General features: G+C 68.3%; 20 protein-coding genes. 15 read left to right on the plus strand and 5 right to left on the minus strand.

The genetic code is table 11. The features are described from left to right. The first annotated feature begins 351 nt into the window (after positions 1 to 351). From betA to HUK65_RS02420, 3 genes are all read left to right on the plus strand, one after another. Positions 352 to 2,022, plus strand: coding sequence for a choline dehydrogenase (gene betA, locus HUK65_RS02410; RefSeq protein ID WP_179904533.1), 1,671 nt, complete (start codon positions 352 to 354; stop codon positions 2,020 to 2,022). Positions 2,023 to 2,130: 108 nt separating this feature from the next. After that, complete coding sequence (locus tag HUK65_RS02415) at positions 2,131 to 2,826, plus strand: thermonuclease family protein (protein ID WP_179904534.1); 696 nt, start codon at positions 2,131 to 2,133, stop codon at positions 2,824 to 2,826. Positions 2,827 to 2,932: 106 nt separating this feature from the next. Further along, positions 2,933 to 3,496 (plus strand): hemerythrin domain-containing protein, encoded by a 564-nt coding sequence (locus tag HUK65_RS02420; protein ID WP_179904535.1) that lies wholly within the window; start codon positions 2,933 to 2,935, stop codon positions 3,494 to 3,496. 9 nt (positions 3,497 to 3,505) lie between these two features. Here the strand turns inward: HUK65_RS02420 and ribD are convergent, their stop codons facing one another. Next, positions 3,506 to 4,603, minus strand: coding sequence for a bifunctional diaminohydroxyphosphoribosylaminopyrimidine deaminase/5-amino-6-(5-phosphoribosylamino)uracil reductase RibD (gene ribD, locus HUK65_RS02425; RefSeq protein ID WP_235441718.1), 1,098 nt, complete (start codon positions 4,601 to 4,603; stop codon positions 3,506 to 3,508). A gap of 99 nt (positions 4,604 to 4,702) precedes the next feature. Continuing rightward, entirely contained in the window at positions 4,703 to 5,167 is a 465-nt protein-coding gene (nrdR, locus tag HUK65_RS02430) for a transcriptional regulator NrdR (RefSeq protein WP_179904536.1), read from the minus strand. A gap of 365 nt (positions 5,168 to 5,532) precedes the next feature. Between nrdR and HUK65_RS02435 the strand changes: the two genes are divergently transcribed. The 7 genes from HUK65_RS02435 to HUK65_RS02465 all read left to right on the plus strand — a co-directional run bounded on the left by HUK65_RS02435 (position 5,533) and on the right by HUK65_RS02465 (position 13,211). Next, positions 5,533 to 7,104 carry a class I adenylate-forming enzyme family protein gene (locus tag HUK65_RS02435; RefSeq protein ID WP_179904537.1) on the plus strand — a complete coding sequence of 524 codons (1,572 nt, stop codon included), beginning with the start codon at positions 5,533 to 5,535 and terminating at the stop codon, positions 7,102 to 7,104. After that, positions 7,101 to 8,831 carry a thiamine pyrophosphate-binding protein gene (locus HUK65_RS02440; RefSeq protein ID WP_179904538.1) on the plus strand — a complete coding sequence of 577 codons (1,731 nt, stop codon included), beginning with the start codon at positions 7,101 to 7,103 and terminating at the stop codon, positions 8,829 to 8,831. The genes HUK65_RS02435 and HUK65_RS02440 overlap by 4 nt, the downstream gene beginning before the upstream one ends. A gap of 6 nt (positions 8,832 to 8,837) precedes the next feature. Next, a complete protein-coding gene (locus tag HUK65_RS02445) occupies positions 8,838 to 10,046 on the plus strand; it encodes an acyl-CoA dehydrogenase family protein (protein WP_179904539.1) in 1,209 nt (402 codons plus the stop codon). After that, positions 10,043 to 11,089 (plus strand): phosphotransferase family protein, encoded by a 1,047-nt coding sequence (locus HUK65_RS02450; protein WP_179904540.1) that lies wholly within the window; start codon positions 10,043 to 10,045, stop codon positions 11,087 to 11,089. The genes HUK65_RS02445 and HUK65_RS02450 overlap by 4 nt, the downstream gene beginning before the upstream one ends. Beyond that, positions 11,086 to 11,442 (plus strand): DUF6285 domain-containing protein, encoded by a 357-nt coding sequence (locus HUK65_RS02455; RefSeq protein WP_179904541.1) that lies wholly within the window; start codon positions 11,086 to 11,088, stop codon positions 11,440 to 11,442. Before HUK65_RS02450 ends, HUK65_RS02455 begins: the two co-directional genes overlap by 4 nt. Next, positions 11,432 to 12,205 (plus strand): SDR family oxidoreductase, encoded by a 774-nt coding sequence (locus tag HUK65_RS02460; RefSeq protein WP_179904542.1) that lies wholly within the window; start codon positions 11,432 to 11,434, stop codon positions 12,203 to 12,205. Before HUK65_RS02455 ends, HUK65_RS02460 begins: the two co-directional genes overlap by 11 nt. Positions 12,206 to 12,293: 88 nt before the next feature. After that, positions 12,294 to 13,211 (plus strand): HAD-IIA family hydrolase, encoded by a 918-nt coding sequence (locus HUK65_RS02465; RefSeq protein ID WP_235441719.1) that lies wholly within the window; start codon positions 12,294 to 12,296, stop codon positions 13,209 to 13,211. A gap of 69 nt (positions 13,212 to 13,280) precedes the next feature. Here HUK65_RS02465 and rpsO read toward each other — a convergent pair whose 3' ends face one another. After that, complete coding sequence (rpsO, locus tag HUK65_RS02470; RefSeq protein ID WP_179904543.1) at positions 13,281 to 13,550, minus strand: 30S ribosomal protein S15; 270 nt, start codon at positions 13,548 to 13,550, stop codon at positions 13,281 to 13,283. A 250-nt stretch (positions 13,551 to 13,800) separates the two neighbouring features. On the opposite strand from rpsO, the gene HUK65_RS02475 reads away from it, so the two are divergent. The 3 genes from HUK65_RS02475 to gluQRS all read left to right on the plus strand — a co-directional run bounded on the left by HUK65_RS02475 (position 13,801) and on the right by gluQRS (position 17,318). Continuing rightward, complete coding sequence (locus tag HUK65_RS02475) at positions 13,801 to 14,844, plus strand: calcium-binding protein (protein ID WP_235441720.1); 1,044 nt, start codon at positions 13,801 to 13,803, stop codon at positions 14,842 to 14,844. Positions 14,845 to 15,000: 156 nt separating this feature from the next. Then, entirely contained in the window at positions 15,001 to 16,389 is a 1,389-nt protein-coding gene (gene trmFO, locus HUK65_RS02480; RefSeq protein ID WP_179904544.1) for a methylenetetrahydrofolate--tRNA-(uracil(54)-C(5))-methyltransferase (FADH(2)-oxidizing) TrmFO, read from the plus strand. An 80-nt stretch (positions 16,390 to 16,469) separates the two neighbouring features. After that, positions 16,470 to 17,318 carry a tRNA glutamyl-Q(34) synthetase GluQRS gene (gluQRS, locus tag HUK65_RS02485; RefSeq protein ID WP_179904567.1) on the plus strand — a complete coding sequence of 283 codons (849 nt, stop codon included), beginning with the start codon at positions 16,470 to 16,472 and terminating at the stop codon, positions 17,316 to 17,318. On the opposite strand, the gene hisI is transcribed toward gluQRS, so the two are convergent. Next, complete coding sequence (gene hisI, locus HUK65_RS02490) at positions 17,296 to 17,658, minus strand: phosphoribosyl-AMP cyclohydrolase (RefSeq protein ID WP_179904545.1); 363 nt, start codon at positions 17,656 to 17,658, stop codon at positions 17,296 to 17,298. The genes gluQRS and hisI overlap by 23 nt on opposite strands. A gap of 64 nt (positions 17,659 to 17,722) precedes the next feature. On the opposite strand from hisI, the gene HUK65_RS02495 reads away from it, so the two are divergent. Next, positions 17,723 to 18,175, plus strand: a complete 453-nt coding sequence (locus HUK65_RS02495; RefSeq protein ID WP_179904546.1) for an iron-sulfur cluster assembly scaffold protein — start codon at positions 17,723 to 17,725, stop codon at positions 18,173 to 18,175. Between the two features lie 7 nt (positions 18,176 to 18,182). On the opposite strand, the gene HUK65_RS02500 is transcribed toward HUK65_RS02495, so the two are convergent. Beyond that, on the minus strand, positions 18,183 to 18,359 hold the full coding sequence (locus HUK65_RS02500; RefSeq protein WP_179904547.1) for an RSP_7527 family protein: 177 nt from the start codon (positions 18,357 to 18,359) through the stop codon (positions 18,183 to 18,185). A gap of 184 nt (positions 18,360 to 18,543) precedes the next feature. Here HUK65_RS02500 and edd point away from each other — a divergent pair, with 184 nt between their 5' ends. Continuing rightward, complete coding sequence (gene edd, locus HUK65_RS02505) at positions 18,544 to 20,352, plus strand: phosphogluconate dehydratase (RefSeq protein ID WP_179904548.1); 1,809 nt, start codon at positions 18,544 to 18,546, stop codon at positions 20,350 to 20,352. Positions 20,353 to 20,360: the final 8 nt, after the last annotated feature.

Genomic DNA, 20,360 nt, shown 5'->3' on the forward strand with positions numbered 1-20,360 from the left:
AAATCCGCCCCCTCCCGTTGGGCCGGGCCGCGCGCAAAGCGCGCGGCCCGGCCCAACGCCTGCGCGGTCGCAGGGAACCTGCGAGCGTTGCAGGGGGCGGGAGCGCCATCGGCCGGAGGGTCTGCGCTGTGTCAGTCGGCCATCTGTGTCTTCAGGACACGGCATGGACACGGTGCGATGGTGGCAGAGGGTGCAGCATGTGCTGAGAGGCGGTTCAGGGGCAGGTCTGCCCTGAACGCGCCATGTCGAGTGTTTGGGCTGCAAGGGAGCCGGGTCAAGGACAAGCCCCCTTCGGGGGTCGCTTGCGCGATCCTTGATCCGGTCCTCGGCAGCCCTGGGCAAGGTGAAGTGATGGAAGCGGATTTCATTGTGGTTGGCTCGGGCTCGGGCGGGGCGGCGGTGGCTTTTCGGCTGGCCGAGGCGGGCGCGCAGGTGTTGGTTGTCGAAGCCGGGGGAACGGATTTCGGCCCGTTCATCCAGATGCCGGGCGCGCTGTCCTATCCGATGAACATGCGCCGTTATGACTGGGGCTTCCAGACCGAGCCCGAGCCGCATCTGGGCGGGCGGGTGCTGGCCTGTCCGCGTGGGCGGGTGATCGGCGGTTCTTCCAGCATCAACGGCATGGTCTATGTCCGCGGCCATGCCCGGGATTTCGACCATTGGGCCGAGAGCGGCGCCGATGGCTGGAGCTTTGCCGATGTTCTGCCCTATTACAAGCGGATGGAGTGCTGGCACGGCGCCGAAGATGCCCGGGCCAACGGCAGCGCCGGCGTCTGGCGCGGGCAGGCCGGGCCGCTACATGTTTCGCGCGGGGGGCGTGACAACCCGCTGTTCAACGCCTTCATCGAGGCCGGGCGGCAGGCGGGCTACCCGGTGACCCCGGACTATAACGGCGAACAGCAGGAAGGCTTCGGCGCCATGGAGGCGACGATCTGGAAGGGGCGGCGCTGGTCCACCGCGCAGGCCTATCTGCGCCCGGCCCTGAAGCGTGACAACTGCCGCCTGATCCGGGCCGAGGCGCGACGCGTGATCTTCGATGCCGGGCGCGCCGTGGGCGTGGAGGTGCGCCGGAAGGGCCGCGTGGAAACCCTGCGCGCGCGGCGCGAGGTGGTGCTGGCGGCGTCTTCGATCAACACGCCGAAGCTGCTGATGCTTTCGGGCATCGGTCCGGGGGCGCATCTGGCCGAACACGGGATCGAGGTTCTGGCGGACCGGCCCGGCGTGGGGCAGAACCTGCAGGACCATCTGGAGCTTTACCTGCAATACGCCGCCAGCCAGCCGATCACGCTCTACAAATACTGGAACCTGCTGGGCAAGGCCTGGGTCGGCGCGCAATGGCTGTTCCTGGGGCGCGGGCCGGGGGCTTCGAACCAGTTCGAGGCCGCGGCCTTCATCCGCTCGGCCGCTGGCATCGATTACCCCGACATCCAGTATCATTTCCTGCCCATTGCCGTGCGCTATGACGGCCAGGCCGTGGCCGAGGGGCATGGCTTCCAGACCCATGTTGGCCCCATGCGCTCCAAAAGCCGGGGCTGGGTGAAGCTGGCCTCGGCCCGTCCCGAGGACGCGCCGCGCATCTGCTTCAACTACATGAGCCACCCCGATGACTGGGCCGAATTCCGCACCTGCATCCGCCTGACCCGCGAGATCATGGGCCAGGACGCCTTCGCCCCCTATCTGAGCCATGAAATCCAGCCCGGCGCCGAAGCGCAGGAGGATGCCGCGCTGGATGCGTTCATCCGCGCGCATGTGGAAAGCGCCTATCACCCCTGCGGCACGGCGCGGATGGGGCGGGCGGATGACCCCATGGCGGTGGTGGACCCGCAGGGACGGGTGATCGGGGTCGAAGGGCTGCGCGTGGCCGACAGTTCGGTCTTTCCGCGCATCACCAACGGCAACCTCAACGCCCCCAGTATCATGGTGGGCGAGAAGATGGCGGATCATATCCTGGGCCGTCCGGCGCCTGCGCGCGAGAACCTGGAGCCCTGGATCAACCCGAACTGGCAGCAGGCGCAGCGCTGACACGCTTTGCGCGAGAATGCGTGCAGGAACGGCAACATCGTTAACGAAGGTTAATGATTAGTTAATTTTTACCTTGATCGGGGCGCGCCTTTCCCGGATCACAGGCGCATGTTCCGCCTGCGTTCCCTTCTTGTACCCTTGCTGGCCTGCTTGCTGGCCCTGCCCAGCGATGCCGGGCAAATGGTTCTGGTGGGCGCGGCGCGGGTGATCGATGGCGACACGTTCGAGATCTCGGGCACGCGCATCCGGATCGGCGGGATCGACGCGCCCGAGCGCGCGGAAAGCTGTACGCATCCTTCGGGCGCGGTCTGGGCCTGTGGCCGCTGGGCCTGGTATGAAACCGAGCGCCTGTTCCAGGGGCAGGTGTTGCGCTGCGTGGACCTGGGCGCGCGCAGCCATGACCGGATGGTGGCGCGCTGCTATTTCGATGGGCGGGATGTGGCGGAAACCCTGATTGACCAGGGTATCGCCCGGGTCTGCCCCCGCTACGCCGCCGAACAAGGCGTGCTGGAGGTCTATGCCCATGCCGAGGATCGCGCCCGCGACCGCGAGGCAGGCATCTTCGCCGGGCCCCTGAACCCGCCCGCGGGGTTCTGTGCCTTGCGCCAGTCGCGCGCTGAGCTGGCCAACCCCGCCCCCGAGGGCGATTGCATGATCAAGGGCAATGTCTCGGGCAATGGCCGGATCTATCACCTGCCGGGGCAGGCGCATTATGACCGGGTCAACATGAACCACCCGGACAAGCGCTGGTTCTGCTCCGAGGCCGAGGCGCAGCAGGCCGGCTGGCGCCCCGCCCAGCGCTGAGGGCGTTTGCACACCCCCTCTGCATCTGCGCAGGGCAGGCGCGCTGTCATTCCGGCGCCGAAGTCCCTAGGTTGCAGCTATCCAAGGCGGCGGAAGGATGCACCTGATGAGCGATCTTGCAAAACGTGACGGCCTGCCCGATGCACTGCGGGTGCTGCTGGCCCAGTATCCGCGCAACATCTGGGAGTCGCACCGCAATTTCGACGGCTTGACCCGGTTCTGGCTGGAACGGCATCTGATGTTCCGCCAGGTGCTGGAGCGCCTGCAGGCCGAGACGCGCAGCTTCATCGACCAGGGCGCCGATCCGGCACGGTTTTCGCCGGACACCGCACGGCTGATGGGGTTTTTCCTCAACCAGCTGGACGGGCATCACAAGATCGAAGACATGCAGTATTTCCCGCAATTGATGGGGCTGGAAACCCGGCTGAGCAAAGGCTTCGAGTTGCTGGACTCCGACCATCACGCGCTGGACGGCGAATTGCACGGGCTGGCGGCTGACACCAACCTGATGCTCGGGCATCTGCGCGCGCGTGACCACACCGCCGGGCGCGATGCCGCCGGAACGCTGGAAGCGCGGCTGACCCGCTTTGCGGGGTTCCTGGACCGGCATCTGGTGGATGAGGAAGACCTGGTTGTGCCGGTGATCCTGCACCACGCACCGCGCATGTAGCGGTCGCGCTCAGCCCCGGCGCCAGATCTGCAACACATCAGGGCCGACCGTGCGCAACTCGGTCAGTGCAAAGCCAGGGGCATCGGCGAGCCGGTCCAACTCCAGCGGGCCGATGCCAGGGCGGGCCTCGGCCCCCAGCACCTTTCCGGCGGAAAACACCACCAGTTCATCCACCAGTCCCGCCCGCAACAGGCTGGCAGCCAGCAGGCCGCCGCCTTCGCACAGCACCCGCGTCAGACCCCGCGCGCCCAGTGCCTGCAACATGGCGGCGGGATCAAGCTGACCGGTGGCACTGGCCGCAACTTCGATCAGCCCGGCGCCGGTGGCACCCCAGGCCCTGCGCGCAGGCAGCGGCGCGCTTGCGCCATGCAGCATCCAGACCGGCGGCGCTGCGGCGCTGCGGCCCAGGCGGCTGTCGCTGGGCAGGCTCAGCCGCGGGTCGGCCACCAGCCGCAGCGGCTGCCATTCGGTGCCCAGATCGCGCACCCGCAGGTCCGGGTCATCGGCCCGCGCCGTTCCGGCGCCAACGAGCACCGCATCATGGCGCGCGCGCATGGCATGGACGGCGCGCCGGGCCTGCGGGCCGGTGATCCAGCGGCTTTCACCCTGCGCAGTGGCAATGCGCCCGTCCAGGGTCAGCGCAAGTTTCAGCGTCAGCCAGGGGCGGCCCTGCTCCACCCGCATCAGGAACCCGGCATTTGCCACGCGCGCCGCCTGCGCCATCACCCCTTCGGTCACCGAAATCCCGGCGGCGCGCAGCATGGCGTGCCCGCCACCTGCCACGCGCGGGTCCGGGTCGGTCAGGGCCGTGACCACGCGGGCCACGCCCGCATCGATCAGCGCGCGGGCACAGGGCGGGGTCTTGCCATGGTGGGCGCAGGGCTCCAGGCTGACGTAGACAGTGGCGCCCCGCGCCGCCGCACCCGCCTGCGCCAGTGCCTGCGGTTCGGCATGAGGGCGCCCACCCGGCGCGGTCCAGCCGCGCCCGACGATGCGCCCGTCCTGCACCACCACGCAGCCCACCGCCGGGTTGGGCCAGACGCGCCCCAGCCCCCTTTGGCCCAGGGCAATGGCCAGACGCATGAAGCGGAGGTCCTGCGCGTGCATGTCACCCTGCTTCATCTTGCCCTAAATACTCCGGGGGGGGGCGCCCAACGGGCGACGGGGGCGGCGCCCCCTGCTGCGTTCGGTATCATTCGCCCGGCGTCATTCCCCCGGCGTTGGTGGCCGCAGCTCGGACACAAACTTGTCGAAATCGTCGGCCGCCTGGAAATTCTTGTATACGCTGGCAAAACGCACATAGGCCACGGTGTCGATCCGGGCGAGCGTCTCCATCACGATCTCGCCGATGGTCTTGGACGGCACATCCGTGTCGCCCAGGCTTTCCAGCCGCCGCACGATGCCGGAAATCATCTGATCGATCCGCTCAGGCTCGATCGGCCGCTTCTGCATGGCAATCCGGATCGAGCGTTCCAGCTTGGTGCGGTCGAACGGTTCGCGCCGCCCATTGGATTTCACCACCACCAGATCCCGCAGCTGCACCCGTTCATAGGTGGTAAAGCGCCCCCCGCAGGCCGGGCAGAAGCGTCGGCGGCGAATGGCGACGTGATCTTCGGCCGGGCGCGAATCCTTCACCTGGGTGTCGATATTGCCGCAGAATGGACAGCGCATGACCTCTCCCTTGGGTGGCTGCGGGGCAGTAACCGCAGAACTATAGGCACACCGCGACAGATTGGGTAGCGTCAATTGGCCCCCACCACATTCGGCGCGGCCCCTCTGTTGCCTTTGAGACTCAGGCCGCAGAAGGGCCGCAGAAGGGCCGGGGCGGGTAGTGGGCGAGGGTCAGCGGGAACCGGACAGCGATGACCCCACGGGTTAGCCTGATGAAATCCGGGCAGAAAGCACTGGCCGTGCTCATGTGCTGTCGATCAGACAGCACTTGTCCAAGGCCTTGACGGCCTGGAAGTGGGCTGGTATCGAATTCAGAATTCAGTAGGGGTAACGCCCTGCTCACTCGTAAGCCACCGGAGGCGCGGATGCGGGATCTTTTGACGCTTGGTCAGGTTCTGACGGCGCAGGCGCGCTTGCGTCCGGAGGCGCCGGGCGCGCGTGATCTGGAACGCGCGATGACCATGGCGCAGTGGAACCGGCGCGCCTGTGCGCTGGGAAATGCGCTGGCGGGGCTGGGGTTGGTCAAGGGGGACCGGCTGGCGGTTCTGGCCTGGAACTGCGTGGAATGGGCCGAGATCTATGTCGCCGTGGCCAAGGCCGGGATCGTGGTGGTTCCCATCAATTTTCGCCTCACCCCGGCCGAGATCGGCTTTGCGGTGCGCGACAGCGGGGCGGCGGCGGTCATCGTGCAGGAGGGGCTGCACGGCGTGCTGGAGGAGGTGCGCGCGGACCTCGCCCTGCCCGACGGGCGGTTCATCCATTTCGGGGGCCATGCGCCCGCAGGCTGGCAGGGCTATGAGGACCTGATCGCGCGCGCAAGTGACAGCGAACCCGGCGTGGCGGTCGCGGCTTCGGACCCGTGGACGCTGATGTATACCTCGGGTACCACGGGCAACCCCAAGGGCGTGATCCGCAGCCACCGCGGCGCGGCGCTTCTGTCCATGGTGACCGAGATCGAGCTGGGCATTCACCGGAGCGATGATGCGCTGCTGGTCATGCCCATGTGCCACGCCAATTCGGTCAATTTCTTCGGCTCCTTCGCCTATTGCGGCGGCGGGGTCAGCATCTACAGCCGCGCCAGTTTCGACCCGGAACACGCGCTGCGCACCATCGCCGAGATGGGGGTCAGCTTCACCTCGCTGGTGCCGACGCATTACATCCTGATGCAGTCCCTGCCCGCGAAGGCGCGCAGCGCGCTGGACCTCAGCCGCATCCGCAAGCTGATGATCTCCTCCGCCCCGGCGCGCGCCGATACCAAGCGCGCGGTGATGGAGATGTTCCCGAACTCGGGCCTCTACGAACTTTACGGGTCGTCCGAGGGCGGCTGGGTCACCTTCCTGCATCCGCATGAACAATTCGACCATCTGGGCACCGTGGGGCGCGAATGCGTGGGTTCGGCCCCCATTCGTATCCTGGATGAGGATGGAAACGAGGTGCCCGACGGCCAGCCCGGCGAGCTCTACCACTGCACGCCCTACACGTTCGAGGAATACTGGAACCTGCCCGGGAAAACCGCCGAAGCCTTCCGCGGCGATTACTGCACCGTGGGCGACATGGCGCTGCGCGATGAGCAGGGTTTCATCAAGCTGATCGACCGCAAGAAGAACATGATCATCTCGGGCGGTGAGAACGTCTATCCGTCCGAGGTGGAGCAGGTGCTGGGCGGCCATCCGGCCGTTCAGGATGTGGCCGTGATCGGCGTGCCGCACGAGAAATGGGGCGAAAGCGTCCATGCCGTGATCGTGCCCCACGCGGGCGCCGCGCCGGATGCGCAGGCGATCATCGACTGGGCGCAGGGCCGTATCGCCGGGTTCAAGCGCCCGCGGTCGGTGGCCTTTGTGTCCTATGATGACATGCCCCGCACGGCCACCGGCAAGATCCTGCATCGCGAACTGCGCGCGCGCTACAGCGCCCCCCAGAACGGAGAAATGACATGAGCGGCATCGACCTGAACACCGACCCGCAATCCTGCGCCGCATGGATCGCGCGCTTCCTTCTGGAACGCGGGGTGGACCGGGTGTTCGGCCTGCAAGGCGGGCATATCCAGCCGATCTGGGATTTCCTGGGCCGCCTCGGCATCCGCATCATCGACGTGCGCCATGAAGCCGCCGCCGTCCACATGGCGCACGCCCATGCGGAGCTGACCGGCGGGGTGGGCGTGGCCATGGTCACCGCCGGGCCGGGGGTGACGAACACGGTCACGGCCATGGCGAATGCGTCGCTGGCGCGCGTGCCGGTGGTGCTGATCGGCGGCTGCACCTCGCGCCCGCAGGCGAACATGGGGCCGTTGCAGGACATCCCGCATGTGGACATCCTGCGCCCCGTGTCGCGCTACGCCCGCACCGCCCGGGTGGCCGATCAGGTCATCCGCGAGATGGACGAGGCCTGGTCCCGCGCCATGGGCGACATGGGAGAGCCGGGGCCGAGTTACATCGAAATTCCCACCGACGTGCTGCGCACCCATGTGCCCGAAAACCTGGTGCTGGCCGACTGGATGCGCGCCAAGCCCTTCCGCCGCCCGCTGCCGGACCCGGACACCGTGGCGCAGATCGCGGACGCCCTGCGCAGAGCGGAGCGCCCGCTGGTCATCACCGGGCGGGGCGCGCGCGGGGCCGGGGCAGCGCTGCGGCGGATGCTGGACGCCTCGGGCGCGGCTTATCTGGACACGCAGGAAAGCCGCGGCCTGGTGCCGGGCGATCATGGCGCGGTGGTCGGCGCCATGCGCGCGCAGGCCATGGGTGGCGCCGATCTGGTGGTCGTGGTGGGGCGCAAGCTGGACTATCAGTTGGGTTACGGCTCGCCGGCGGTCTTTCCCGAGGCCCGTTTCATCCGCATCGCCGACACCGCGGGCGAGTTGCTGGACAACCGCCGAGGCGATCCCGAACTGCTGGCCGATCCGGCGCTGGCGCTGGACGCCATTGCCGACGCACTGGAAGCCAGCCCGCCGCAAGCCCCGCGCGACTGGCTGGCCGGGCTGCACGCCAAACACCTGGAGCGCAGCGCCCGCAAGCCCCCCGCCAACCGCCCCGCCACTGGCCCCGATGGCGCGATCCACCCCATGGCGATATTCGAGGCCCTGCGCGATCTGGCCGCGCCGGATCACATCGGCATCGCCGACGGGGGCGATCTGCTCAGCTTTGCCCGCGTGGGGCTGCAGGCCGAAACCTATATGGACGCGGGCGCCTTTGGCTGCCTGGGGGTGGGCGTGCCCTTTGCCGTGGCCGCCGCGCTGGCCCATCCGGACCGGCAGGTGATTTCCGTGAATGGCGACGGGGCCTTCGGGCTCAACGCCATGGAGATCGACACCGCCGTGCGCCATGGCGCCAGGGCCGTGTTCATCGTGTCCAACAATGCCGCCTGGAACATCGAACGCTTCGATCAGCAGGACAATTACGGCGGCCGCGTCATCGGCACCACGCTGCGCCACTCGGACTATGCCGGGATGGCCCACGCGCTGGGTGCCCATGGCGAGCGCGTCGAACGCCCCGAGGATCTGGCCCCCGCGCTGGAACGCGCGCTGGCCAATGCGCCCGCAGTGGTGGATATTGTGACCTCGCAACAGGTTGTCAGTTCGGATGCCACCAAGGGGCTGGGCTTCGTGCCCGACTATCAGGCCCTGACCGCCTGGAACGCGGCCGAACTGAAACGCCGAGGCCAGGAGTAACCCCGGATGGATTTCGCACTTTCGCCCGAGATCGAGGACCTTCGCGCCCGCACCCGCGCTTTCGTCGAGGCCCATATCCTGCCGGTCGAGGCTGACCGCAGCACCTGGGACGACCATGAGAACATCCGCCTGGACGCGCTGGCGCCCCTGCGCGCGCGTGCCATGCGCGATGGTCTCTGGTGCCCGCAGGCGCCGGTGGACCGTGGCGGCATGGGGCTGTCGGTGACGGCCCGCGCGGTGATGTATGAGGAAGCCAACCGCTCGCTCTTTGGCCCCGTGGTCTTCAACTGCGCCGCGCCCGATGACGGCAATATCGACATCCTGTCCCGCCGCGCTACGCCCGCGCAGCAGGACCGCTGGCTGCAACCGCTGATCGACGGCAAAGCGCGCTCAGCCTTCGTGATGACTGAACCCGCGCCGGGCGGTGGCTCTGACCCCGGCATGATCCGCACCCGCGCCGAACGCCACGGCGACACCTGGCGGATCACGGGCCGAAAGTGGTTCATCACCGGCGCGGGCGCAGCCGATCATTTCATCCTCATCGCCCGCACCGACCACAACGCGGACGAAAAACGCCGCCACCTGACGGCGTTCCTGTTCCACCGCGATAGCCCCGGCTGGGAGATCACCCGCCGCATCCCCATCATGGGCCCCGAGGAACACGGAGGGCATTGCGAACTGAGCTTCGACGGGCTGGAAATCCCGGACAGCGACCGGCTGATGGAGGTCGGCGACGGGCTGAAGCTGACGCAAATCAGGCTTGGCACCGCGCGGCTGACCCATTGCATGCGCTGGCTGGGCCTGGCCAAACGCGCCATGGCCGAGGCGCAGGATTACATCGCCACGCGCGAGGGCTTCGGCATTCGCCTGGCCGACCGCGAATCGGTGCGGCTGATGATGGGGCAGGTGGCACATGACATCCAGATCGGGCGTCTGCTGACCATGCACGCGGCCTGGAAGCTCGATCAGGGGGATTTCGCGCGCAAGGAGGTGTCCATGGCCAAGATCCATGTCGCCGACACGCTGCACCAGGCCGCCGATACGGCCATCCAGCTGTGCGGCGCGCAGGGCTATTCCAAGGACCGGGTGGTGGAATGGATCTACCGCTACGCCCGGCAGGCGCGGCTTGTCGATGGCGCCTCCGAAGTGCACCGAATGGTGCTGGCGGGCGCCTATGCGCAGGAGGGTGACAGGTTCTGGACCTGGGGCGCATGAGCGACCTGACCGCCAACCCCGCGCTGGCGGACTGGCTGGCAACCGCCCTGGGGGCGGCCAAGGCGCAGGTCACGGCGGCGCGCAAACTCTCGGGCGGTGCGATCCAGGAAAACTGGGCGCTGGACGTCACCGCCGGGGGGGCCACCCATGCGCTGGTCCTGCGCCGGGACGCCCCCGCCACCATCGGCGCCTCGCGCCCCCGCGCGCAGGAATACGCGCTGCTGGCGGCGGCCCATGCGGGCGGCGTGCGCGTCCCCCGCCCGGTAGGGTTCTGCGATGACGACCAGATCCTCGGCGCCCCCTTCGCCGTGCTCGAACGTGTCGCGGGCGAAGGCTACGGCCCCAAATTGGTGCGCGACACCACGCTCGGCGGGGACCGCGATGCGCTGGCCCACGCCCTGGGGCAGCAACTGGCAACCATCCACGCACTCCGCCCCGAGGGGCAGATCCGGGCGATACTTGGGGATCGTCCCGAAGACCCGGCGGTGGCCGAGATCGCCCTTCTGCGCGGCTGGCTCGATGATCTGGGCACCCCCCATCCCGGGCTGGACTGGGCGCTGCGGCACTGCGAACTCCACGCGCCCCCGCCCGGCGATGTGGTCCTTGCGCACCGAGATTTCCGCACCGGCAACTACATGGTGGATGCGCAGGGGCTGACGGCGGTGCTGGATTGGGAATTCGCAGGCTGGGGCGATCCGATGGCCGATATCGGCTGGTTCTGCGCCGAATGCTGGCGTTTCTCGCGCCCAGAGCTGGAGGCTGGCGGGATCGCCGCGCGCGCGCCCTTCTATGCCGGTTACACGGGCCAGGGCGGCGCCCCCATCGACCCTGCGCGCATCGCCTGGTGGGAGGTGATGGCCCATCTTCGCTGGGCGGTCATCGCGCTGCAGCAAGAGGCCCGCCACACCAGCGGCCAGGAGCGCGCGCTGCATCTGCAACTGACCGGGCGCATCGCCGACACGCTGGAGCTTGCCCTGCTGCGCATGACCGCCCCCCAGAACTTCGGCCCCCAGAACTCCAGCCCCCAAGGCTCCAACCCATGACCCACCCCATGCCCCCCCGCGGCATCGACCTGCTGGACCAGGCCGCAACCGAGCTGCGCCAGACCCTCGCCCCACAGCTCACCGGCGCCGCCCGCTACCACGCCCTTCTGGCCGCCAATGCCGTGGCCACCGCCGCGCGCGAGGCCCGCGCCGCCCCCCATCTGGCCACCGCCGATGCCGCGCTGGCCGGGCTCGACCCCGCCGCCATCCGCGCAGGCGCCCATGACCAGGACGCAAGCCTCCACGCCCGGCTGAAAACCCGCGCCGCCCTGCGCGCCTGGATCGCCGACCCGCGCAGCCTCAGCCCCGAGGATCGCGCCACCCATCTGCCAAAGGACCTCCATGACACCTGATCTTGCCGACCGCTTTTCACTCACGGGCAAGGTGGCGCTGGTCACCGGCGCCTCGGGCAGCCTCGGCGCGCGCTTTGCCGAAACGCTGGCGGGGGCGGGGGCCTCGGTGGTGCTGGCCGCGCGGCGCACCCAGGCCATGGAGCCTTTGCGCGAGCGGCTGGCCGCAACCGGCGCCATGGTGGTCGCGTTGGATGTGACCGACCCGAAGGCCGTCACCAATGCCTTTGACGCCGCCGAGGCCACGCTGGGCCCCGTGGATATCCTGATCAACAACAGCGGTATCGCCGAACCCGGCGCCGCGCTGGACCAATCAGACGCCGACTGGGCGCGTATCTTTGCCGTCAATCTGGACGGTGCCCGCCGCATGGCGGTGGAGGCCGCCCGGCGCATGGTCGCGCGTGGCCAAGGCGGGGCGGTGGTCAACGTGGCCTCCATTCTGGGGTTGCGGCAGGGGGCCGGGGTCAGCGCCTATGCCACCACCAAGGCCGCGCTGATCCAGATGACGCAACACCACGCGCTGGAATGGGCGCGCCATGGCATCCGCGTCAACGCGCTGGCGCCGGGGTATATCCAGACCGACCTGAACCGCGATTACTTCGCCGGGCCCCACGGGCAGGCGATGATCAAGCGCATCCCCCAGCGCCGCCTGGGCCAGCCGCAGGATCTGGACGGGCCACTTCTGCTGCTGGCCTCGGACGCCGGGCGCTTCATGACCGGATCGGTTCTGGTGGCGGATGGCGGGCACCTGACCAGCCCGCTGTGACGGGCCAGTGCAACCGGCGATATCGCCTTGCCAGCCGGGCAGGAAGGGGCCAGAAACGGGGCCAGTTCACCGACCCGGAGCCGCCGCCTTGGACCTGCCCTGCCCCGCCCCTGCCGCGGCCGAGATCGACGCCGACTGGGCCTGTGCCCGCTATGAAACCCTGCGCCCCCTTCTGCCCCAGGCCGATTTCCCGGCCCAGAGCACCCATGTCACCGACCTGTCAGCGGTGTTCGACCGCTATGACGGCTTCATTTTGGATGCTTACGGCGTGTTGAATGTTGGCGGGCGGGCGATCCCCGGCGCGGTGGAGCGGATCGCGCAGATGCGCGCGGCGGGCAAGGCGGTGGTGGTGCTGACCAATGGGGCCAGCGTGCCGCGCCGCACGGCGCTGGCGAAATACACCGCCTGGGGCTTTGATTTCACCGCGCCCGAGGTTGTGGCCAGCCGCGATGTTGCCGCCGGGCGGCTGGCGCAGGCGGAGCCGGGGTTTCTGTGGGCGGCGATTGCCGGGCCGGGGGCCGGGTTCGATGACCTTCCCGTGCCGGTCTCCCCGCTGTCGCAGGACGCCAGCCTGCTGGAGCGTGCCGATGGCTTTGTCTTCCTGGGCTCGGACGGCTGGACTGCGGCGCGCAACGCCACGCTGGCCGCCGCACTGGCCGCCCGCCCGCGCCCGGTCGTGATCGCCAACCCCGATGTGATCTCACCGAACGAGGCCGGATTCGCCCTGGAGCCCGGCCATTTCGCCGCCGACCTGCCCGTCCGCCCCGAGTTCTTCGGCAAACCCCACGGCCCGGCCTTCGAGGCCGCCTATGCCCGTATGGGCACCCTGCCGCGCCACCGCATCGCCATGGTGGGCGACACGCTGCACACCGATGTGCTGGGCGGGCGGGCGGCGGGGTTTGGCACCGTGCTGATCGCGGGCCACGGGCTGTTTCGCGGCCATGATCCGGCGCGGTTCATCGCTGCATCGGGGATCGTGCCGGATGTGATTGCGCAGACAACCTGAGCTTTCGCCCAAAACGCAAAACGCCCGCCGAAGGGGCGGGCGTTGCAAGGGCGTTCGGGCTGCGCTGCCTCAGCGGCGGATGCCCAGCTTGCCGATCAGGTCACGGTAGCGGCCTTCGTCCTTCGAGCGCAGGTAGTCAAGCAGCTTGCGGCGCGTGGCCACCAGTTTCAGAAGCCCACGGCGGGAATGGTTGTCCTTCTTGTGGGTCTTGAAATGCTCGGTCAGGGTGGCGATCCGGCTGGTCAGCACGGCCACCTGCACCTCGGGCGAGCCGGTGTCGCCTTCGGCGCGCGCGAATTCCTTGATGATGCGGGTCTTCTCTTCAACGGTGATCGACATCGGGGTCTCCTTTTCCGGAAGATGGGGTTTCGGGTGCGGGCCGGGATGTCGTCCAGCAAGCCCCGGGAGGAACGCGTCCAGGACGCTGCGCGGCGTATAGGCGATCCGCGCGCCGTTGAAAAGCCCCCGGGCAGCGGCACGGGCTTGTGTTAACCATTTGCGCGGAAAGCGCGGCGTTCACCATGACTTGTGCTTCGTTTGTTCGCGCGAATCGCAGATACTGCGGGGTGGGTGACAGATTGGGTGTGGTATGTACTGGCTGCTGGGATTGCTGGCGGCTGCCCTTGCTGGCAGCGCTGCCGATGCGTTCATGAAAAACGCGCTGGATGAGCCGGAGTCGTCCGAAGATCCTGACGCGGATGATTCGGCGCCGCTGGCAGAGGGTGGCGGAAGCATCGACCTGCTGGCCTATGCCGCGCCCGAGGAAGTCGACGCCCCCGCATACATGGCAGAGCCGAGCGCCAGCCTGTCGCCCGAGCTGCCCTGGGACCATGACCCGATGGACAGCCATCCCTTTGCCAATGGCCAGCCCGCGCATGAAAGTCCGGACGCCAGCTGGCATGACCCGGCGCTGGACGATGGCGTGCACAGCAGCGACAGTTTCCCGCCGCCCGAGGACCGGACCACCCCGCAGCTCCTGCGCGCCCATGATGGTGGTCAGACCCTCCAGGGCGGCCCCGGGGATGACACATTGCTGGGCGGGGCGGGGAATGACACGCTCAACGGTGGGCCGGGGAATGACATTCTGGTTGCCGTTGCAGGCAACAACGCCCTGAACGGAGGGCCGGGTGATGACATCCTGATCGGCGGGCCGGGCGATGATACGCTGGTGGGGGGCTGGGGCGATGATCTGCTGATCGCCGGCGGAGGCAGCAACGTCCTGATGGGGGGGGCGGGGGATGACGTGCTGATCGGCGGCATTGATGGCCATGGCGGGCAGAATTTCCTCAATGGCGGCGCAGGGGATGATACGCTGTTCGGTGGTGGCGATGATGTGCTGCATGGCGGCCCCGGCGCGGACCGCTTTGTGCTGGGCGACTGGATCGGCCCGGGAGAGCGTGTGACCATCATGGATTACACGCCCGGAGAGGACCGGATTCAGCTGCTGATCAACCCGGATATTCACCCGGACCCGGAGCTGCTGGTCAGCCCGGACCCGGATGACCCGAACAACGCGGTGATCCGTCTGGATGGCGAAGACATCGGCCTGGTGCTGAACGCCGCCGGGCTGCGGGTCGAGGATATCGACCTGATCGCCGAGGGGTCGGAGGACGGAGTCGCACAGGGTGCCTGACGCGGCGCGGGCCGTTGCCGGGGAGAAGCGCCCCCGAGCCGCGCCCACCCGCCCACCCCGCGCGCCTCGGGGGCGCTGCCGAACGCGCGGGCGCGTTCGGCGAAAGGGGGCCGGAACACCCTTCACAGATGGGCGCCAAGGCGCTAGATCACGCCCATGACACAGGTTCTGAACATTGTTGGGGGCGGCATGGCCGGGGCCGAGGCTGCCTGGCAGGCTGCAAACATGGGCGTCAACGTGGTGATCCACGAGATGCGCCCCGAGGTCGGCACCTTTGCGCACCGGACGGGCGATCTGGCCGAAATGGTGTGTTCGAACTCTTTCCGTTCGGACGATGACGAGAACAACGCCGTGGGGTTGCTGCATTGGGAAATGCGCGCCGCGGGCGGATTGATCATGGAAATGGCGGACGCCCATGCGCTGCCCGCGGGCGGCGCGCTGGCGGTGGACCGCGATGCCTTTGCCGCCGGGGTGACGGCACGGCTGCGCGCGCATCCGCGGGTCCGCGTGGTGGGCCATGAGTTGCGCGATCTGCCGGATGAGGGGCAGTGGATCATCGCCACCGGGCCGCTGACCTCGGGTCCGCTGGCCGAGGCGATCCGCGAAGCCACCGGCGCCGACCAGTTGGCGTTCTTCGACGCCATCGCGCCGATCGTGCATTTCGACACGGTGGATCTGTCCAAGGCCTGGTTCCAGTCTCGCTATGACAAGGGCGAGACCGAGGAAGAGCGCACCGCCTATCTGAACTGCCCCATGGACCGCGACCAGTATGAGCGGTTCATCGACGCGCTGCTGGCCGCCGACAAGACCGAATTCCGCGAGGGTGAGACCGCGCAGTATTTCGACGGCTGCCTGCCCATCGAGGTCATGGCCGAGCGCGGGCGCGAGACGCTGCGTCATGGCCCGATGAAGCCCGTGGGGCTGACCAACCCCCATGCGCCGCAGGTGAAGCCCCATGCGGTGGTGCAGTTGAGGCGGGATAACGCATTGGGAACACTCTATAATATCGTGGGCTTTCAGACCAAGATGAAATACGGCGCGCAGGTTGAGGTGTTCCGGATGATCCCCGGGCTGGAAGCGGCGCAATTCGCGCGGCTGGGGGGGATCCATCGGAATACCTTCATCAATTCTCCGACGCTTCTGGACCGCGAGATGCGGTTGCGCGCGCGGCCCTGGATTCGCTTTGCGGGCCAGATCACCGGGGTCGAGGGCTATGTGGAAAGCGCTGCCATGGGCCTGCTGGCCGGGCGGCTGGCGGCGGCGGAGTTGCTGGGACGGACCCTGCCCCCGCCGCCGCGCGACACGGCGATGGGCGCGCTGGTGGCGCATATCACCGGCGATGCCGAGGCGAAGAGTTTTCAGCCGATGAATGTGAATTTCGGACTGTTCCCGCCGATTGACGCGCGTGGCGGGCGGCGCGGACGCAAGGAGCGGTATCGCGCCTACACCGATCGGGCGAAACAGGCCTTTGGCGCGTGGCTGGCGGCCGAAGGTGAGGGGGCTGTGGTGGCCGATGGCGCGGCGGGTGACCAGCGCGTCCCGTAGCAAGTTCAGCCCCGGGGGCCAGCCCCCCGGACCCCCCGGGATATTTTCACAAGGATGAAAGGGGTATGGGCGCTGCGGGGATGGTGACACGGTTTGCGCCCTCGCCCACAGGGTTGTTGCATCTGGGCCATGCCTATTCGGCACTGGTGGCCTGGGAGCGCGCGAGGGGGCAGGGGCGGTTTCTGCTGCGGATCGAGGATATCGATCAGGCGCGGTGTCGGTCGGTGTTCGAGGCCGCGATCTTCGAGGATCTGCGTTGGCTGGGGCTGGACTGGCCCGAGCCTGTGATGCGGCAGTCAACGCGGATGGGGGCGTATCGCGCGGCGCTGGAGCGGCTGGCAGGGATGGGGGTGGTGTATCCCTGCCGCTGTCGCCGCAGGGATATCCAGGCCGCGGTTTCGGCGCCGCAGGAAGGTGCGGCGGCTATTGGGCCGGACGGGCTGGTCTATCCGGGTACCTGTCGCGGGCGCGGCATGGACCGTGCCGGGCCCGGGGATGTATTGCGGCTGGATATGGGCCGGGCGCTGGTGTTGGCCGGGCCGGCGCATTTTGTGGAAACCGGCGCGAGGTTTGCCGGGGAGCATGCGCTTGACCCGGAGTGGATGCGCAGCCAGGTGGGGGATGTGGTTCTGGCGCGGCGCGATCTGGGCACCAGCTATCACCTGGCGGTGGTGGTCGATGATGCCGCGCAGGGGGTTTCCGAGGTGGTGCGCGGCGCCGATCTGTTTGAAGCGACCTTCATTCATGTGTTGTTGCAGCGGCTACTGGCGTTGCCGGTGCCGCGCTATCACCATCATCGGCTGATCCGCGACGAAAAGGGCAAGCGGCTGGCCAAGCGCGACGATGCGCGGGCGATTGCGCTCTATCGGGCTGAAGGGGCCAGCCCGGCGGATATACGGGCGCTGGTCAATCTGCCTGCGGGGCCATGATCTCGACCTCCTCGCCGTCGCGCAGGGCGGTGTAGAAGCAGCTGCGGCGGTTGGTGTGGCAGGCGGGGCCGGTCTGGTTGACCAGCGCCAGAAGGCAGTCGCGGTCGCAGTCGATGCGCAGCTCGACCAGGTGCTGGACATGCCCGGAGCTTTCGCCCTTGACCCAGAATGCCTGGCGTGAGCGGGACCAATAGGTGACGCGCCCGGTTTCCAGAGTTCGGGCCACGGAGTCGACATTCATCCAGGCGACCATCAGCACCTGACCGCTGTCATGATCTTGCGCGATGCAGGGGATCAGGCCCATTTCGTCATAACGTAGGGATTGCGGATCGAAGCGCATGCGTTATCTCCTGAATGTGGGCGGGGATACCGCTTAGGACAGGATGGATGCAAGGGGAAGCCCGGTGACCGAGAATGCCGACCTGATCAAGCTCTATTCCGGGCGGATTCTGGCCCTGGCGGCGGATATTCCGCATCTGGGGCGGCTGGAGCACCCGCAGGCGCGGGTCAAGCGCCGCTCACCGCTGTGCGGATCGATGGTGTCGGTTGAGCTGGACATGGAGGCGGGGCGGGTGAGCCGGTTCGGGCAGGAGGTGAAGGCCTGTGCCCTGGGGCAGGCGGCGGCGGCGGTGCTGGGGGCGGCAGTGATCGGGCGCAGCCGGGCAGAGCTGGAGGCCGCGCGCGATCAGTTGCAGGCGATGCTGAAATCCGGGGGGCCGGTGCCCTCCGCGCCCTTTGACGGATATGAGGTTTTGGAGCCGGCGCGGGAGTATCGCAACCGCCATGCGTCGATCCTGCTGGCGATCGAAGCGGCAGCCGAAGCCGCCGCCGAGGCCGAGGCGACGAATCCGGCCTGAGCCGCGTTTAGGCGATGCGGCTACCGGGCGCGGCGCTGGCATCCGCGTGCCGGGGCAGCTTGGCGAGCGCCCAGCGCAGGGCATTGGCCAGCATCGCGCGCATGGCGCGTGCCTGCATGGCGCGCACCTGGCGTTCAAGCGTGCTGTCATCAGGATAAGGCAGGTGAAACGGGTGGGTCTGCATGGGAATCGATCCGTGAGCGGTGTTTTTTAAACTGCCTGTGATCTAGGCAGGTGCAGGCCGCGCCGCTACCGCCATTTCCACAGCCCCGCCATGCACGCCGCGCAAGGCATATGGTGCGGGCATTGCTTCGTTAGCGCTAACTGGCTATATCATCCCCCAGGCGCAGACCGAGAGAGGGCCGCTCATGCCATTGGACTCACGCATCGCCAAGGTCACCGACCGCATCCGCAACCGCTCCGCCGATACGCGCGGCCGCTATCTGGAGCGCCTGCGCGCCGCTGCCGAAACCGGCCCGGTGCGCGCGCATCTGAGCTGCTCCAATCAGGCCCATGCCTATGCGGCGATGGAGGCTGACAAGTCCGCCCTGGCTGAAGGCCGCGCGCCGCATCTGGGGATCGTCACCGCATATAATGACATGCTGTCGGCGCATCAGCCCTTCGAACGCTATCCGGACCTGATCCGTTCGGCTGCGCGGGCTGCGGGCGCCACCGCGCAGGTGGCGGGCGGCGTGCCGGCCATGTGTGACGGTGTGACCCAGGGCCAGCCGGGGATGGAGCTGTCGCTCTTCTCGCGCGATGTGATCGCGCTGTCGGCGGGGGTGGCCATGAGCCATAACTGTTTCGATGCCGCGCTCTGGCTGGGGGTGTGCGACAAGATCGTGCCCGGGCTGGTGATCGCGGCGGCCAGCTTCGGGCATGTGCCTGCGGTGTTTGTGCCCGCAGGGCCCATGGTCAGCGGTCTGCCCAATGATGAAAAGGCCAAGGTCCGCCAGCAATTCGCCACCGGAGAGGTCGGCCGCGACGCCCTGATGCGCGCCGAGATGGAAAGCTACCACGGCCCCGGCACCTGCACCTTCTACGGCACCGCCAACACCAACCAGATGCTGATGGAGTTCATGGGCCTGCACCTGCCCGGCGCGGCCTTCGTCAACCCCGGCACGCCGCTGCGCGAGGCGCTGACATCGGCGGCGGTCGAACGCGCGGCGCAGATCACGGCGCTAGGCAATGACTATCGCCCGGCGGGGGAAATTCTGGATGAACGCGCCTTTGTCAACGGGATGGTGGGGCTGATGGCCACCGGGGGCTCCACCAATCTGGTGCTGCATCTGCCTGCCATGGCGCGGGCAGCGGGGATCATCCTGGACCTGGAGGATTTCGCCGAGATCTCCGCCGCCGTGCCGCTGATGGCGCGGGTCTATCCCAACGGGCTGGCGGATGTGAATCATTTCCACGCCGCAGGGGGCCTGGGCTACATGATCGGCGAATTGCTGGAGGCCGGGCTGCTGCATGAAGACGCCCGCACCGTGGCGGGGGACGGGTTGAAACGCTACGCACAGGAGCCGAAGCTGCGCGACGGCGCGCTGGTCTGGGAAGACGGCGCGGGCGAAAGCCTGAATGACCGGATCCTGCGCCCGGTGGCCGAGGGGTTCCAGCCCACCGGCGGGTTGCGGCAGCTGCAAGGCAATCTGGGGCGCGGGGTCATCAAGACCTCGGCCGTGGCCGAGGACCGGATGGTGATCGAAGCCCCTGCCCGCGTGTTCGAGCATCAGGACGCGGTCAAGGCAGCGTTCCGGGCCGGGGAATTTACCGGCGATGTTGTGGTGGTGGTGCGGTTTCAGGGCCCCGCGGCGAATGGCATGCCAGAGCTGCATGCGCTCACCCCCACCCTTTCGGTGCTGCAGGACCGTGGCTACAAGGTTGCGCTGGTCACGGACGGGCGCATGTCAGGGGCCAGCGGCAAGGTTCCGGCCGCCATCCACATGAGCCCCGAAGCCGCCAAGGAAGGCCCCCTGGCCCGGTTGCGCGATGGCGATCTGGTGCGGCTGGATGCCCATGCCGGAACGCTGGAGGTTCTGGCCTCCGATTTCGACGCGCGCACCCCCGCCCGCCCCGATCTGAGCGCCAGTCACAGCGGCATCGGGCGCGAGATGTTCGGCCTGTTCCGCGCCAATGTCAGCGATTCGACCGCGGGTGCCGGGGTGCTGGGTTTGTAACGGCGCGC

Origin of the sequence: Rhabdonatronobacter sediminivivens (genome assembly GCF_013415485.1) — a bacterium.
Lineage (GTDB): Bacteria > Pseudomonadota > Alphaproteobacteria > Rhodobacterales > Rhodobacteraceae > Rhabdonatronobacter > Rhabdonatronobacter sediminivivens.